This is a genomic window from Pseudoalteromonas sp. OF7H-1, from assembly GCF_022347825.1.
Taxonomy (GTDB): Bacteria; Pseudomonadota; Gammaproteobacteria; order Enterobacterales; family Alteromonadaceae; genus Pseudoalteromonas; species Pseudoalteromonas maricaloris.
In genome coordinates this window covers 1-16,282 of sequence record NZ_JAKRFX010000021.1, presented here as the reverse complement: position 1 = coordinate 16,282, position 16,282 = coordinate 1, and the positions used below count along the sequence as shown (strand labels likewise).

Sequence of the window (16,282 nt, the reverse complement as noted above, 5' to 3'; positions counted from 1 at the left end):
ATTTGAACGGGTTTACTCGTCGAGAGTAGCCGACCCAAAGTGCCTGCCAAACACCCGATTCGGGGCACAGGGCAGAGAGAGTTATTATTGCTCGAAAGTGTATCATTCACACTCTCTATTGTCCCGCCTAATTATCAAGCGGAACAACAAAATACAAGAAAACCGCATCACCTAAGTCATGCGGTTTCTATTCTTACATTACTAGCTGGCGAATATCGCTTAGGTAGTTTGCAAGTGTCACAGTAAAGCGAGCTGCTAGCGCGCCGTCAATGACACGATGGTCGTATGAACAGCTTAGCGGCACCATTAGGCGCGGCTCGAACTCTTTACCATTCCATTTCGGTTTGAAGTCTGACTTAGAAACACCCAAAATCGCAACTTCAGGAGCATTTACGATTGGCGTAAACGCCGTACCGCCGATACCGCCTAGGCTTGAAATAGTGAAACAGCCGCCCTGCATATCAGCAGACGTCAGTTTACCGTCACGTGCTTTCTTAGAAATTTCCATCAACTCGCGTGATATCTCAATGATGCCTTTCTTGTTCACGTCGCGAACAACAGGAACCACTAGACCATTTGGTGTATCAACCGCGATACCGATGTGAACATATTTCTTCAAGATTAAGCTCTCACCATCTTCAGATAGTGAAGAGTTAAACGTTGGGAACTCTTCAAGTGCTTTTGCAGCCGCTTTCATCACGAATACTAATGGCGTGATCTTCACACCCATTTTCTTCTTCTCAGCTAGCACGTTCTGTTCTTTACGGAACGCTTCAAGCTCAGTGATATCTGCTTCGTCAAACTGCGTAACATGTGGGATTTGTACCCAGTTACGGTGAAGGTTTGCACCCGATAGCTTGTTAATGCGAGAAAGTTTCTTCTCTTCTATTTCACCAAACTTGCTGAAGTCTACTTTTGGCCAAGGAATAAGACCAAGCTCACCGCCGCCAGTGTTGCCACCTTTTGCGATTTGACCAGACTCAACTTGCTTAACCAGCTCTTTCACGTAGTTTTGTACGTCTTCTTTTAGTACACGGTTCTTACGACCTGTACCTTTAACGCGAGCTAGGTTAACCCCAAACTCACGCGCTAAACGACGTACCACAGGTGAGGCGTGGGCATACTGATCATTGGCCACAAAATCATCTTTTTGTGCAGAGGCTTTTGGTGCTTCAGATTTTGCCGCTGGAGCCGCTGGAGCCGCTGATTGAGCTGATTTTGCTTCAGTTTTAGCTGCTGCCTGAGGTGCAGGTGCCGCGCCTTTCACTTCGAATACGAAGATTAAAGAACCCGTTGATACTTTGTCGCCAGCATTGACTTTGATCTCTTTAATCGTACCTGCAAACGGAGCTGGTACTTCCATTGAGGCTTTGTCGCCTTCAACCGTGATAAGAGATTGCTCTTCTTCAACGCTGTCACCAACAGCAACCATGATTTCAGTGACTTCAACTTCGTCGCCACCGATATCTGGTACATGCACTTCTTTTTCAGCTGATGCCGCAGGTGCTTGCTCTTCAGCTGGCGCTTCTGCAACTTCGGTAGTCGCAGGTACATCACCGCTACCAGCCACTTCGAAGATGAAGATCAACGAACCGGTTGACACTTTGTCACCCGCGTTGATTTTCACTTCTTTGATAGTACCTGCAAATGGTGCTGGTACTTCCATTGAGGCTTTGTCGCCTTCAACCGTGATAAGCGATTGCTCTTCTTCAACAACATCACCCGCAGCTACTAAGATTTCAGTGACTTCAACTTCATCGCCACCAATATCTGGTACGTGAACTTCTTTCACTTCTGTCTTGCCAGAGGCGCTTGCTTCTGGCTTAGCTTCTTCTGCTGGTTGCTCTGCCGGTGCTTCTTCACCTGCCGCTTCAAAGATCATAATCAAAGAGCCAGTCGATACTTTATCGCCTTCCGCTATTTTGATTTCTTTAACTGTACCCGCCACTGAGGCAGGTACTTCCATTGATGCTTTGTCGCCTTCAACAGTGATAAGCGATTGCTCTTCTGCAACCGTGTCACCTACGCTTACTAGGATCTCGGTTACTTCAACCTCATCGGCACCAATATCTGGAACATGAATTTCGATTGCCATCACTCGTCCTCTTATGCGTAAAGTGGGTTAGTTTTGGTGGTGTCGATATCAAATTTCTTGATAGCGTCAGTCACTACTGATTTTTCAACTTTGCCTTGCTTAACTAGCTCGCCAAGTGCAGCAACTACGACGTAACCGGCATTTACTTCAAAGTGACGACGTAGGTTTTCACGGCTGTCTGAGCGACCATAACCGTCTGTGCCAAGCACTTTGTAAGATGCGCTCGGCATAAATGCACGTACTTGATCAGCATAGTTTTTCATGTAATCCGTAGCAGCAATTGCTGGCGCGTCACCAAGTACGCTGGTGATGTAAGCCACTTTTTGCTCTGCTTCTGGGTTAAGCATGTTGAAACGCTCTGCATCTTGACCGTCACGAGCAAGCTCGTTAAATGACGTTACAGAGAATACGTCTGAACCGATACCGTAGTCGTCGCTTAGGATCTGCGCCGCTTTACGTACTTCGTTCAGGATAGTACCCGAGCCCATTAGCTGAACCTGTGCTTTGTCGCCAGTGTAGCTTTCAAGCTTGTAAATACCTTTACGAATACCTTCCTCAGCGCCCTCAGGCATTGCTGGCATATGGTAGTTTTCGTTCATTAGCGTTAGGTAGTAGAACACGTTCTCTTGCTCTGGACCGTACATACGACGGATACCATCTTGCAGAATAACCGCTACTTCAAATGCAAACGTTGGGTCGTAAGAAATACAGTTAGGCACTGTACCTGCTTGAATGTGTGAGTGACCGTCTTCGTGCTGTAGACCTTCACCATTTAGCGTTGTACGACCAGCGGTTGCCCCTAATAGGAAGCCACGCGCTTGTTGGTCGCCCGCCATCCACGCCATATCACCTACACGTTGGAAACCAAACATTGAGTAGTAGATATAGAACGGGATCATTGGTAGGTCGTTCGTGCTGTATGACGTTGCTGCTGCAACCCATGAAGACATCGCACCTAGCTCATTGATACCTTCTTGTAACACCTGACCTGACGTTGCTTCTTTGTAGTAAGAAACGATATCGCGGTCTTCTGGGCTGTAGTTTTGGCCGTGCGGGTTGTAAATGCCGATTTGACGGAATAAACCTTCCATACCAAAGGTACGTGCTTCATCAGCAATAATTGGAACAATGCTCTTGCCGATATTCTTGTCTTTTAACAAGATATTAAGCGCACGAACGTATGCCATTGTGGTTGAGATATCACGCTTTTGTTCTTCTAGAAGCGGTTTAAATGCATCTAGTTCAGGTAGCGTAAGCGTTTCTGTGAAGTTAGGTAAACGCTTAGGTGTATAACCGTGAAGCGCGTTACGGCGAGCATGTAGATATTCGTGCTCTTTTGACCCTTCTTCTAGCGTCAAGTAAGGTAGCTCTTGTAATTGCTCATCAGATACCAAGTCATCTAGGCCTAGACGTGAACGTAGGTGTGCTACGTGTGTCATGTCCATTTTCTTAACTTGGTGAGCAATGTTTTTGCCTTCAGCCGCAGCGCCCATGCCGTAACCTTTTACAGTTTTAGCTAGGATAACCGTTGGACGACCTTTGGTGTCTTGTGCCGCTTTAAATGCAGCAAATAGCTTAGATGGCTCATGACCACCGCGCTTCAACGCGAAGATTTCGTCGTCAGTCATATCAGCAACAAGCGCTGCTGTTTCTGGGTAACGACCGAAGAAGTGCTCACGTACGAAGGCACCATCTTTTGCTTTGTAAGTTTGGTAATCACCGTCAACTGTTTCATTCATCAGTTGCAGCAATTTACCCGTAGTATCTTTGGCAAGTAGCTTATCCCAACCAGAACCCCAAACGACTTTGATCACGTTCCAACCAGCACCTTTAAATAGGCCTTCTAGTTCTTGGATGATCTTACCGTTACCCATTACTGGGCCGTCAAGACGCTGTAGGTTACAGTTGATTAGATAGCATAGGTTGTCTAACTTTTCACGGGCAGCGAAAGAAATCGCACCACGTGATTCTGGCTCGTCCATTTCACCATCACCAAGGAAGGCGTAAACGCGTTGCTCAGACGTATCTTTTAGACCACGGCCATCTAGGTATTTAAGGAAACGCGCTTGGTAGATAGACGCGATTGGACCTAGACCCATAGAAACCGTTGGGAACTGCCAGAATTCAGGCATTAGCTTAGGGTGTGGGTATGAAGAAATACCGTTACCGTCTACTTCCTGACGGAAGTTATCTAGCTGCTCAGCGCTTAGGCGGCCTTCAACAAATGCACGAGCATAAATGCCCGGAGAGATGTGACCTTGGTAATACACTAAGTCACCACCGTCTTTCTCGTTTGGTGCACGGAAGAAGTGGTTGAAACACATTTCATAGAATGCAGCTGATGACTGGTAAGAGGCCATATGCCCGCCCAGCTCAAGATCTTTCTTCGAAGCACGAAGTACGATCATGATCGCATTCCAACGGATGATAGAGCGAATACGACGCTCAAGGTTCACATCCCCTGGATACGCAGGTTCTTGATCTGCTGGGATTGTGTTGACATAGTTAGTCGTAGTGCCTGTTGGCATATCTACGCCATCAAGACGCGCTTGCTCTAATACTTGCTCTAACAAGAACTGAGCGCGCTCTACGCCTTCTTCTTTTACTACCGACTCAAGCGCCTGTAACCATTCTTGGGTTTCTAGCGCGTCTACGTCAATTTTATTGACTTCAGACATATGGAGTGTTCCTTATGTTTAAAATACGAATTTATTCTATTTGTGCCAATTCTTACTGAATCAAGTCCGATTACTGCTGTTTTGTTCTACGCAGTGAACGTTCTATTCGCGAACGCTCTTTACCGGCTTCTAATAACGCTTCTTCGATAAAGGCTAAGTGGGCGTTACTAGCAAGTCTTGCTTGTTCAGGGTTACCATTGATCACCGCATCTAATAACAACTTTCTGTGCTCACCGAGCTGCTCACTCACATCTGATTTTTGCACCAAGACCGTTAAGTTTTGCAACACGTTTTGCTCAAGCAGTGACTGCATCCCTTTTACAAGATGAAGCAGGACGACGTTATGTGACGCTTCTGCAACGGCAAAGTGAAAAGCATTAATTGCCCTTGCCTTTTGCATCAGGTCATCACCTATCTCTGCAATATTGTCAAAGCTTTGTTGTACCTTTGCAAAGTCATTCTCTGTGCCCCTGAGTGCCGCATAGTAGGCGGCGATGCCTTCTAATGCATGACGAAACTCAAGTAAATCGAACTGAGATTCTGGATGCTTACTGATCAAGTCGAATAACGGATCAGTCAGCCCTTCTTCTAGCTGATTCTTAACATACGTGCCACCACCTTGCCGACGGGTAACAAGCCCCTTAGCTTCCAATTTCTGGATAGCCTCACGAAGTGATGGACGCGACACTTCAAACTGCTTAGCTAGTTCACGCTCAGGCGGCAACTTTGCACCGGGTAATAACGAGCCCTCGAGGATCATATTCTCAAGCTGTTCTAGTATTACGTCGGATAATTTTGCTGCTTTAATCTTTAAAGACATTGAAATAACGCCAATTTTTTATGATGTGACCTAGCCAGACCGCTGACTTATTCTAATCAATTTGGTAAGAATTAACTTCATAGGTAAATTGGTCATACCAAATTTGCACAATACGTTATCAAAATCCATGACAACTGTCAAAATTCAGCCCAATTCAATAATTAGCTGAGTGTAAAAACAACAGTTGGCGTGCATAAACTTTAACCAAGAATCGGGCAAATTTAAAAGTCGATTTAAATGGTCAGACCAGATAGACATATACCATTTAACGCTAAATCAAGCTGCCAGAAAGGCGGTTTGGATAAGGCAAGTCTTAATCTAAAGCGGCCAATGACGATTCAAGATAGTCTTTACGATTGTTGTCTGCAAAGCATGCTCTAAAATCCCACTGAATACACTATTAGGCTTTACGTGTAATAACATTCTTTATGCTTTATATACCGTCAAAATAGGCAACAGGCTATGAAAAACATTAAAAACAAATTTGGATTCTAACTTATGAATGATTTCGCAACGAATCAGGACATTATTTGGTTTTAGCAAAGCCAAAAAGCAATCAATCGGTAAACACACGAGAGCAGCGAGCACGATACTGAGCAACATAGTCTTCATCCGCCCATAGTTTTTTTAGCCCTTCGTTATACAACTCGACATATTCTCTATGATGCTTATTGATAAGCAAATAGCCTTTTTGGATAAAAGCAGGGATCGCTTGCGCCACTAATAACTCCGCTTCCTCTGCTGGCAGTTCCTGCTGATAAGACTTCGCCGATTTTTCGTCCATAATCATAATATCCGCACGGTTTCGTAGGATCAGTGCCACATTTTTACTGGTATACGTGGCATATGAAGTTTTGATTTCAAGCGTCTCTATCGCCTCTAGCAGAGAAGGCGGATAAGTTAACCCTTGATTGAGCAACAATCTAAATGGCTTAAGATCTGCGTAACTCGTATAGGTAAACGCTAAATCTCGATGGTGATAAAAGCGTGCCGTTTCTTCAGTAAGTGGGTGTTGAGTGTAAATATAGTCTTTGCTCCTTTGCTCACTGTAATACCAATAAGCACTACCAATGTAAGCTGCCTTCATTCCCTCTTGATAGGCGCGTTCCCAAGGCATAAATAAAAATCGGACTTTGATATCAGAGAGCGCAAAGACATCTCGGATCACCGCAGCCACACAACCTTGATCTTGTTTCGCTTGATCTAAGTACGGCGGCCATTGCCCCGTCGTAATATTCACCTGAGTATCAAGCGCGCTCGCACTCCCGCCCACACAACACAGTAAAATCAACGACCAAACTACTTTCATCTGTATGCTCTGTTATTTTTTCAAAAAGTATAGGCAACGAATTAGATTATGGGTACATTGTTGTAGAAAAAAGAATGGCAAATAATGCAAACGATACGCTATGACACACTAAAGTAGATGGTATTTAATGCCATGGGAGTATGCCGATAATCAAATTACCCATTGCCAAGTTTACCGATAATCGAGTATAACCAGAGTCTCTGGGTATGTATTAAACAAGGATATCACTTTGGTTTGGCGGGTCTTTGTCCTACTACTTATCATCACGCTGATATTGTTTGCGCTTTATTTTATCTATCCAAGTGCAGCAGCAAACTCGATCAGGTCTATCAAACCTTTATTGACGGAATTTGGCATACAGCTAGACGCCCATATAGAAAAACGTTTAAGTCAGCCAGGCACTACTACTCACCTAACGGTTGCACCACCAGAAGTAACGAAACAACAGCTACCTGAAGTACCAAAAAAAGCCTTTCATAATCTAAACGGGCACAGTGATATTGTTAATATGTTCAGCGGTATCTCAACACCTACCTGCGGGGCACTAAAGCGCGAAGTATTTTCCTTGCAAACGCAATTCAACGACATTGAAAATTTTAAACTTAATCTAACGGGTGAACCCGTGAGCCCTTATGTTGAGTATCAGGCGCAGCAAGCCCTCAACGTGGTGTATATGATGTTTAAGCACTTTTTTAACCAGCTAGCGCATAAAAAAGCCTTATCTCCCATCCAGTTGAACATGCATATTGCCGCCAATGACGCTGACTACAATGAGTTAATCCTCTCTCGCGATGCAGAACCCGCAGGCACCTTGGGCATGTACTTCTTGTTTCAAAACCAAGGCTTTATCAATGGCGATCGCACTGAAGAAGAAACGCTAAGAACGCTCATTCATGAGTCCGTGCACGCCCTCGTTTTTTACTATTTCGGCGTAACCCCTCGATGGGTAACGGAAGGCTTAGCCGAGTATTTTGAGCACCTAAGAATTACCGAAACAGGTCAATTTTCAGTTTACCTCTCTGACGAAGATTGGTTGACGAAAGAAGGGATTTTGAAATCGCGCTTCGCCAAGCTTGATATTAACACCCTATTCAATAGCGAAAATCAGTGGCAAACCATGCAAAGTGCCACCTTATATGCCAATAGTTACCTGTTTACCGGATTTATGGTCGAGCACAACAGCAACGCTTTTTTCGAGTATTTACGACAAGAAAGCAGCAACCCGTGCAATATTGTACCTGCACAAAATATCGAGCAGCTCTTTCGTAATTTTAATGAAAACGTCGAATCACAATTTGAGGGATGGCGTAACACACCTCGCCAAATTCAAAGCGGTACATGGCAATAGCCCCGAGAGTGAGCGCAGGTTATATAACACCCCGACTAGACCCCCTATCACAATATATCTGAAAACGCATTTATGCGTATCGAGTTCATTTTTTGCAAAAATGCGCTCGCTAAATACAAATGCGAATTGAAAAAATAGATCACATAAACTTATGTATTCAACTCCAGCCAAAACTCTAGAAACATAGAGACCACTGGGGTAAAGTTAATGTTTATAACATAATACTGAAGTCAAACACTATTGAGCTGAACCAGCAACGGCTAAAAGAGTACCTTAATGACATCTAATCAGCTAAATAAAGTAAGTAAATTTCTAAGTTTTGTACTTCGTCACAAGCCCGATGCCATTGGATTGGAATTAGATCAATATGGCTGGGCTAACATTAATGAGTTAATAAGTAAGGCGTATACCTCAAATGGTTTAAGTAATTTATCATTTGATCTAATCCAACAAGTTGTAGAAACTAACGAAAAAAAACGATTCATAATTTCTGACGATAATTTACGCATACGAGCAAATCAAGGTCACTCTGTTGATGTTGATTTGCAGCTAAGGCAGATGGAACCTCCTGAATTTTTGTACCACGGCTCAGCTACACGTTTTTTGGATAACATATTGGCTCAGGGCTTGATCCCCCAAGAACGCCTGTATGTTCACCTTTCGTCGAATATTGATACCGCAAAAGCAGCAGGACAACGATACGGAAAACCTATAATTCTCAAAATAAAAGCCCGAGCTATGTACGAATCAGGTTTTAAATTTTATCTCTCTGAAAATGAAGTTTGGTTGACTAAGCAAGTACCCGCGGAACTAATATGCATTTAAAGGTTAACCTTTTTAGCGCAATTAATAAGAGTTAAACACTCACCAGAATCTCTTGGAAGATGCTCAATATTTGTCAACCCGACTTGGTCTACGATAGCGGTGACAATACCAATATTATCTCCTCTAAACCATTCAGCTACTTGACCTTGGTTCAAAGAATTTTTATCACTGAAGCCGAAGACTAACCTTTTTGATTCATCTCCACCAAACGAGTTATCCCAGTAATAAATACCAGTATCAAAAATTTCAGGGCTACTTTGATAATTCCAAGATTGTAGCAGTGCCTCAATCCGAATGTTTGAAGCGAGCCATTTACCATGCCATTTAGCATAGGCTTTTGCCTCTTCACTATAGATATCCGTTGCATAATCAGACTTATCTATACCAAAAGGGCGAGATGTAAGTATATCATCAACTTGTAAAAACGAGTCATCTCTAACTGTATACTTTACTAAACGCTGGAACACATGGTATTGCCAGTAGAATACTGGGTGTATTGACAGCCAACCTATAACACCTTTTCCAAAACCTAACGGGTTAGTAGTTTTGACCATAAAGACTAACTCATAAGGATCAAACCATAACTCTCCTGCTTCTGCACTACTAGGTGGTATCTCGCTTACATAGCAAACCCCTCCTCCAAGCAGATCTACTTCAATAGAAATATTTGTTCCTGCTTCGAAGTAGGCTTTAAGTGCCTTTTGGTGATGAACCATTCCGTATGCATTAAGTGCGTCACATAATTCCCTTTTCATTTTTAGGCCGTTTGATTCTAAATATGAGCAATAGGTATCACATAATTTAATTAGGTGCTCTGCTTTACTACTTACCATTATAGACGTTTATCCTTTTTAATTGATTGATATATTTTGCCCATTCATTCTCATTTTTAAATGTGAAAACTGGTGGTGACGAGCTCCCGGTTATTGGAAAGTATCCAATTATTTGCTGTTGTTGTATGTTGTAGTGGTCAACTAATTCCAGACAGTGAATTAAGTATTTCTTCTGCTACTGCTGGAGCTTGCATATCATTATGGCTATGTGGCCTTGAGCGAACAAAAGACGGTCGTCAATGTTACCTTCATCCTACAAAGTGGCCGTTCAGTCAACTCGTTTCTGCCCCAAAATGCGTTAACGTAAATGGTCTAAGGGTGGCTTTGAGCGAAGAACGGACATTAGTAGCGAGCAAAGTTATGCAACTTTGACACAAAGTGCCGGATTTTGTCCTATAACATTATTACTCGCCGTTTTGGTGCGTTATAAACTACCAAAGTGGGACAGAATAAGCAGTTAAGCGTCAATGTGGCAATTTTTAAACTAGGAGTATTTATGGATTTCGATGCACTGGCATATCCAGAAGTGGTTTTCATTGAAGGGCAAGAATATAAAGCTCAACGTAATATGTCTAAAGGGCAGGTTTTGGTACCTTATACTGAGACTCCTGATGTAGGGATAGGCGATGTAATTACGCAAAAGTCCGGTAAACGTGAAATCCATTTGAAAGTCCTAGACGTTCAATTTTTAGAGGGTGGCACATTAAATATCGGTACTAATCATCCTCATATGTTGACCTTACATGTGGAAAACTCGACTTCTCAACCACACAAAACAAGCTCCTCTAGCAATACAACTTTTAATATTGGTAGTATCTCAGGCGAGCAGCTTCAAGTTGGTAACAATAACACTCAATCAGTTACTATCAATGTCCAAAAGTTGGTCGAAGAAGTTGCAAGAAGTAATGATCCTGAAGCAAAAAGCTTACTTAAACAATTGTTAGAAAACAGTACTGTTGGAAGCGTTATTGGAGCAGGAGCTTCGGCATTGATAAGCATGCTTTGAGTTGACGCTTAACAATCTGTTTAAGAGTTATTTGTAATGCTTGGCATTTTGCAATGCGTTGCGTTTAGTGTTTAAGGTGGCATGCGGAGGCATCGGTATTGCGTTGCTCACACCTTAACAGGGCGTTAGCACTATTAGGAGTAACGTTGAACGTTCAGAATATCAAAAAGAATCAGAATGGTAAGTTTGTCGCTGATGTTCACTATAACAGTGGAGAATACTATTTCACAACTCAAGAATTTGAGACTTATGAACTTGCTGAAAACTGGATTTCAACTTGGTCAGATTGGGCTAATCATGTGTGCCTTGGCACGATTGATAGTATTTACTACATAATTCAAGTCCCTGATACATGGGCTGGACCACATGAAAATACCCATCCATTTCAAGGACTGTTCGTCAAAATCGGGCGCTCAAAAAATGTATTGACGCGATTAAGAAACTTACAAACCGGTACTTTTGGTCAGTTGGTAATTGGTGCGCTTGAGCCTGGTGGCTCCAAGCGAGAAACGGAATTACATAAAAAGTTTGCAAGGTTACGACGCCAAGGTGAATGGTTTTCTTGTAACCAAGAGCTATGTGATCATATTTTTAATACTTGGTATCGAAACAAAATGTTGCCACCTGAGCATCAGCACGAAATGCTTAGGTTGGCGGAGCGTATTAACGCATATAAGCAAGTTAAGAAGTTACTCGGCAAAACTCCTGACACGATTAATCCATCACTTGATGAGGATTGGCATGGGGTAACGTTTGTAGATTTGGTGTATAGCTCATTAGCAAAACCAAGCAAGAAATAGTGCTAACAACAGAATCAATGACACCCACCACTATTTTCACTTATGCAGGGAAAATAAATTTTAAAAAAGGGTTGAAACACATCATTCTCAGAGGTCAAAAGTGCTAACAAATGGAAGGGCTTTTAGCGTTCAAGCGTATCCCATCATTAAAACTGCTTTATCGCCCACGACAACGCACTTTAAATACAGCAGTTCAAAATTTAGAGTTGAGATTGTTCGGTTTACTAAGCCAACAAGCGCTCGCAGTTTGCTAGGTTTGTTCGTCGTCGTTTTTGAAGCGTTTGGCAGTAAGCGGTTATTTCTCGCTCTCGGCCAACAGCACCGTGAAATACCCGAGAAAATTGCGTGGTGAGTTTTATCCAATTCTTAGGTTCTATATTTAGCCGAGTGAGAATGGGTTGCGCTTCGTTGATATAACCGTGAATCAATGGGGTCACAATTGTTGATTTTAATAATACTATTTAACGGCTGCTTCTGGCACGAAGCCGTCCTTTGGCTCTAACTCACTTCTGTCCAAATACGAGTTTGTCCGCTATTCGCTCTTGTAGGCCATTAATCAGTTGCGAACTGTCAGATTTGATTAAGCCTTAACAATCAAACCTGTGTTCAATTTAAAAGACTTAAAAAGGTGCTATTGGTTATGGGGTAATTGGTTAAATAGCGTAACGATATCAACCATAACACGCTTCTCTCCAAAGTCTGTTAAGAAAGCCGTGTCCCGTGGCTTTTACTTTGCTAGGTCAAAGTTCGTCTTCATTTTTTTCTAGGATAGCTAAGAACTCATGGAAATTTGAGCTAATATGCCTTATTGCTTTATCTCCATCTTCAAGTTGCGAAGAGATAATAAATATAACTTCAGGCTCAGTTATTTTATGACGAAAGTCAAAAGCGATTAGGTTTGAATCAAAAGTTATAGCAAAAGGTACTATTTTATCCGATAGAAATTCATCTATTTCTTCTCTTTGATCTGAAATACTATAAATTTCGAAATCATCATTTACTAAATTTTGGCAGTGAAGGAAGTGTGCGATTGAACAAAGTCCTTTTCCTACTTCAAAAGATGAATAAACAGGCTTATCTCCAAAGTATAATTCCATGCAGTTCAAAAACTCTATCGGAAGTTTAATCTGAAGTTCTAACTCAAGCTCCTTTAGGTAACTTGGATTATAAGTCGGCTTATTTTCTTTCCACAAATATGGTTCACATTTAAACATAATTAATATCCTCTTCCCCAAATAGACATACCACCTGTATGTCTAAATGTATCATGTGTAGTTCTGTCAATAAGCTGCATTCTGCCAGTGTCTGATGATGCTATGTCAAACCATCTGAAGGATTTTGTTTATGATAGTGTCGCTTTTAGTTTTATATCACTTTGGATAACGCAGCAATGACTACGACGTCATCGGCAATCTCCAGCTTTTAAGTGAATTATGGTGCTAGTACATCGTCATTATTGATAATCGATTATTTGCCCGATCATTTACTCCAAATGTAGCCAGTTTAAAAAGTACTGATCTGACTACAATATTCTATTCTTAGTCATTTAAAAGGAAAGGAAAGACTTATCTTCGTCTATTTTCGAGGCATGATCAGTTGCTTCATCTTCATCCGGCTGTAGCGCTTGAAAAAATGAAGATAGGTTCGTAGAAACCTCATAAAATTCCTGTTCGCTTTCACCACTTTCATGATCCCAGCAGTAGACTTTGAGATCTCTTTTTCCCAAACAAAGTTGATCGCCACCACAAGAGGAGCCAAAAATAAAATAGCCTTTTTGCTCAAGTTCTTCGTACATGGCATTTTTCTGGAGTATATTGTTATCTTGATTATCAATACCATAAAGAATTTCCACCGACTGATAGCCATCATGATCAGTCAGTGGGGTAGCTTGATTAGGCTTAATTTTTGCACCTGAATCAAAAATAACTGATGAATTAAATAGTGAATAAAGTTCCTTTAGTTCATCTGGTATTTCGAACTTAAATCTATTTTCAAGCTCATTGATATCAATAACTTCATCGCTGCATTCATGCAAAGGCATGGCTCCAAGAGAGTCAAGAACATTCTTAATCATAACTTACTTTCCTTTTCTTAAATCAGAAGCTGATCCTATATGAGGTATATTACCATGCAATTTCGTAGGTATAAGCTGGATTATTGTAGCACTAGCGTGGTGTGGAGTTAAATCTAGCTTACTCAGCAATTGCCTAGCGGCATTTTTACTTTTCAGGCCTTTTTGATCAGCTATATATTTGTATACTTGACCAAAGTCTTGCCGTGTACCATTTAATTCATTTGGTGCGAACGCAATTTGGCCCTTAGACCATGGTGTAAAGTCAGGCCTACCATTTTTAAATGTGATTGGCTGACCACCAGTAATTTCATTTACTTCTTTGAGTGTTGATTGCCACGTACCATCACCGGGCACACCTGTAGCCCACTTACCATTTTTTCTTGGTAGACGAGATACTAGTGTTTTGGGCTTGTTTCCAGCCCCCAGCAACTCATTCCCTTTTGGCGGCTCCAATTCATCGGCTTTGGCTTTGGTGGGCTTATCGGTAATGCCTCGAATTGGTGGTTGGCCTTGATACTCATCCAGTGCTTTATTAACTCGCTGTCCGATTTCTTGGGCGGCTTGTTGCATATGCTGGTCGATTTTGGGGGTGACGTCGTCTAGGCGTTTTACCGTGGCTTGCATGCCTTCGATGGCAGCGTCAGGGAGTAGTAGGTCGTAGTGCCAACTGGTAGACATGTCATCGAGTGAATCGCGCAGGCCTTTGACGATGTTTTTCACTTCCGTGGCGGATTGTTTTCCTAGGTCTTGCCAGTTGGTGTCTCTTAGGTATTTAACTGGGTCGCCTTTACCGAGCTTGCGTAAAACGGCAAGCGCAGCAGAGAGCGATTCTCCGGTATTTTTTTAAGATAACTTTGACTATGGTTATGATATGTCTTGGGTCTTTATTTACGGCTTTGTCTTACCACTGCATACCATTTCAATAAAGCAGTTGAAAGTTAGCTACCTCGGTTTCTCTAATTAAAAATGTAAACGAAAGCAGCAGAAGAAATGTGGTGAGAAATGTAGGCTAGGAAGACGACTGAACCTAGCCTCACAACATCTATGTATTTAAAGGACTTAAAAATGTGCTATTGGTTATGGGGCAATTGGTTCGAGAGTGCAACAATATCAGCCATAACACGTTTTTCTCCTAGAGCAGCTAGGAAAGCTAAATGTTCCGTGGCTTTTACCTTTTGGAGATTCTCAAGCTTAGGTTCGCCACCAAGGGCAAGAGCAGGCGCGAAGCCATAGATCTCTCCATTTTCAAGAGGGCCTAGCTTTTCGACAGCTCGTTCAAAAAGAGGCTGATCATTGATATCGTCTAAATCAATTTCTGAAGTTGTTTTTATAGAAAAGAAAAGGTCTAGGCTTCTAGTTTCACCTCTACTAACATATTTTTCATTATCAAAGGTCGGGAAAATCATGCCATAACTACTTGTTATTGAAATGCTATTCCCTGAATTCTTTCCCCAGACATAGATCTCACCGAATGCATCTAGTGCAATTACATGGAAGCTGTCTATACCGTCATTTTGCATTTTTTCAAACTTCGTGCCTCTTAACCATTCAGTCAAGATATCTTGATAATCCCTTGGGTTGACCATCCACAAGCGACCACTCCCCCAACCACAAAAGCCGTACTCCTTCCAATACTCTAGTAAATTATTAGGTAAAATACCTTGGTAATACTGGAGTTGCTCATCTGTTGGTTGAATCGCTTCTATCGCTGGACCAAACCCACCAAAGTTATAAAAATTGTCAAAAAACTTGTTCATTATTTGCACCTATGTAGATTCATATTCAATTTTGCATCTGGGCCCAATGCTTTTAGTGCTTTCTCTGCCTCATTATCCATTAGCTCAACACGACTTAACTTAGTCTTTTTACCTGAGTCATCAAAACCTTTTTTATTCCATCGCGCGCCAATAGATTGGTTAACACTAGCGTCACCTAAATCAACTACCTCATCTAACCCCCCTGCAATCATATCAGGGTTATGTAAAGCATTGAGGGTTTTCATGTCCCTTTTTGCTAATTCTTCAGCTTTTCTAACAGCTTCTTCGCCGAAGTACTCTCCACTTTCTTGGAGCTCTAATTTGTATTTGTCAATTAACTTTTTCTTAAACTTTTCTCTAGCCGCCTTCTGCGCCTTACCAGTTCCTTTTCGGCCAATCTTTTTATAAGCATCGCGATTTTCAAGATACTGTTTTACTGTCATGCTATTTAGCCCGTCCATTTGTCCTTTTAATTGGCGGTCATATTCAACAGCGGTTCCTTTGGCATTCTTTTTAAAACAAGGCACATTGTATTGCGGCATACGTTTTATTGCCGCCCCCGGCAACTCATTCCCTTTTGGCGGCTCCAATTCATCGGCCTTGGCTTTGCTGGGCTTGTCGGTAACACCTCGAATTGGTGATTGACCCTGATACTCATCCAGTGCTTTATTAACTCGCTGTCCGATTTCTTGGGCGGCTTGTTGCATATGCTGGTCGATTTTTGGGGTGACCTCGTC

General features: G+C 42.1%; 14 protein-coding genes and 1 pseudogene. 4 read left to right on the top strand and 11 right to left on the bottom strand.

All coding sequences use genetic code 11. The features are described 5' to 3' along the window. Positions 1–193: 193 nt before the first annotated feature. The 4 genes from aceF to MHN30_RS20410 form a co-directional block, all read right to left on the bottom strand. A complete protein-coding gene (aceF, locus tag MHN30_RS20425; RefSeq protein ID WP_239360931.1) occupies positions 194–2,095 on the bottom strand; it encodes a pyruvate dehydrogenase complex dihydrolipoyllysine-residue acetyltransferase in 1,902 nt (633 codons plus the stop codon). A gap of 11 nt (positions 2,096–2,106) precedes the next feature. Further along, positions 2,107–4,773: a pyruvate dehydrogenase (acetyl-transferring), homodimeric type gene (gene aceE, locus MHN30_RS20420; protein ID WP_130126793.1), complete on the bottom strand. Its 2,667-nt coding sequence runs from the start codon at positions 4,771–4,773 to the stop codon at positions 2,107–2,109. A 70-nt stretch (positions 4,774–4,843) separates the two neighbouring features. Next, the gene (pdhR, locus tag MHN30_RS20415) at positions 4,844–5,593 is read right to left on the bottom strand and encodes a pyruvate dehydrogenase complex transcriptional repressor PdhR (protein ID WP_010370324.1); all 750 of its coding nucleotides are present in this window, start codon (positions 5,591–5,593) and stop codon (positions 4,844–4,846) included. 556 nt (positions 5,594–6,149) lie between these two features. After that, positions 6,150–6,902, bottom strand: coding sequence for a transporter substrate-binding domain-containing protein (locus MHN30_RS20410; RefSeq protein WP_130164735.1), 753 nt, complete (start codon positions 6,900–6,902; stop codon positions 6,150–6,152). 229 nt (positions 6,903–7,131) lie between these two features. Between MHN30_RS20410 and MHN30_RS20405 the strand changes: the two genes are divergently transcribed. Beyond that, entirely contained in the window at positions 7,132–8,250 is a 1,119-nt protein-coding gene (locus MHN30_RS20405) for a DUF1570 domain-containing protein (RefSeq protein ID WP_130164736.1), read from the top strand. A 276-nt stretch (positions 8,251–8,526) separates the two neighbouring features. Next, complete coding sequence (locus tag MHN30_RS20400; RefSeq protein ID WP_130164737.1) at positions 8,527–9,075, top strand: RNA 2'-phosphotransferase; 549 nt, start codon at positions 8,527–8,529, stop codon at positions 9,073–9,075. Here the strand turns inward: MHN30_RS20400 and MHN30_RS20395 are convergent. After that, positions 9,072–9,908 (bottom strand): hypothetical protein, encoded by an 837-nt coding sequence (locus MHN30_RS20395; RefSeq protein ID WP_130164738.1) that lies wholly within the window; start codon positions 9,906–9,908, stop codon positions 9,072–9,074. The two genes, MHN30_RS20400 and MHN30_RS20395, sit on opposite strands and share 4 nt — an antisense overlap. 496 nt (positions 9,909–10,404) lie before the next feature. Here MHN30_RS20395 and MHN30_RS20390 point away from each other — a divergent pair, with 496 nt between their 5' ends. Next, the gene (locus MHN30_RS20390) at positions 10,405–10,914 is read left to right on the top strand and encodes a hypothetical protein (RefSeq protein ID WP_130164739.1); all 510 of its coding nucleotides are present in this window, start codon (positions 10,405–10,407) and stop codon (positions 10,912–10,914) included. 146 nt (positions 10,915–11,060) lie between these two features. Then, positions 11,061–11,714, top strand: a complete 654-nt coding sequence (locus tag MHN30_RS20380; RefSeq protein ID WP_130164740.1) for a GIY-YIG nuclease family protein — start codon at positions 11,061–11,063, stop codon at positions 11,712–11,714. Positions 11,715–11,938: 224 nt separating this feature from the next. Here the strand turns inward: MHN30_RS20380 and MHN30_RS20375 are convergent. The 6 genes and pseudogenes from MHN30_RS20375 to MHN30_RS20350 form a co-directional block, all read right to left on the bottom strand. Continuing rightward, positions 11,939–12,133 (bottom strand): annotated as a pseudogene (locus MHN30_RS20375) (transposase); the annotation flags it as partial. Positions 12,134–12,454: 321 nt separating this feature from the next. Next, positions 12,455–12,928, bottom strand: a complete 474-nt coding sequence (locus tag MHN30_RS20370; RefSeq protein ID WP_039495476.1) for an SMI1/KNR4 family protein — start codon at positions 12,926–12,928, stop codon at positions 12,455–12,457. Positions 12,929–13,260: 332 nt separating this feature from the next. Then, the gene (locus MHN30_RS20365) at positions 13,261–13,788 is read right to left on the bottom strand and encodes an SMI1/KNR4 family protein (protein WP_069023626.1); all 528 of its coding nucleotides are present in this window, start codon (positions 13,786–13,788) and stop codon (positions 13,261–13,263) included. Positions 13,789–13,791: 3 nt separating this feature from the next. Further along, positions 13,792–14,466, bottom strand: coding sequence for an HNH endonuclease (locus MHN30_RS20360; RefSeq protein ID WP_239360966.1), 675 nt, complete (start codon positions 14,464–14,466; stop codon positions 13,792–13,794). Between the two features lie 392 nt (positions 14,467–14,858). Further along, the gene (locus tag MHN30_RS20355; protein WP_130127731.1) at positions 14,859–15,545 is read right to left on the bottom strand and encodes a GAD-like domain-containing protein; all 687 of its coding nucleotides are present in this window, start codon (positions 15,543–15,545) and stop codon (positions 14,859–14,861) included. Further along, positions 15,545–16,282 (bottom strand): polymorphic toxin type 15 domain-containing protein (locus tag MHN30_RS20350; RefSeq protein WP_239360930.1); only part of this gene is annotated, 738 nt, incomplete at its 5' end. The genes MHN30_RS20350 and MHN30_RS20355, both read right to left, overlap by 1 nt.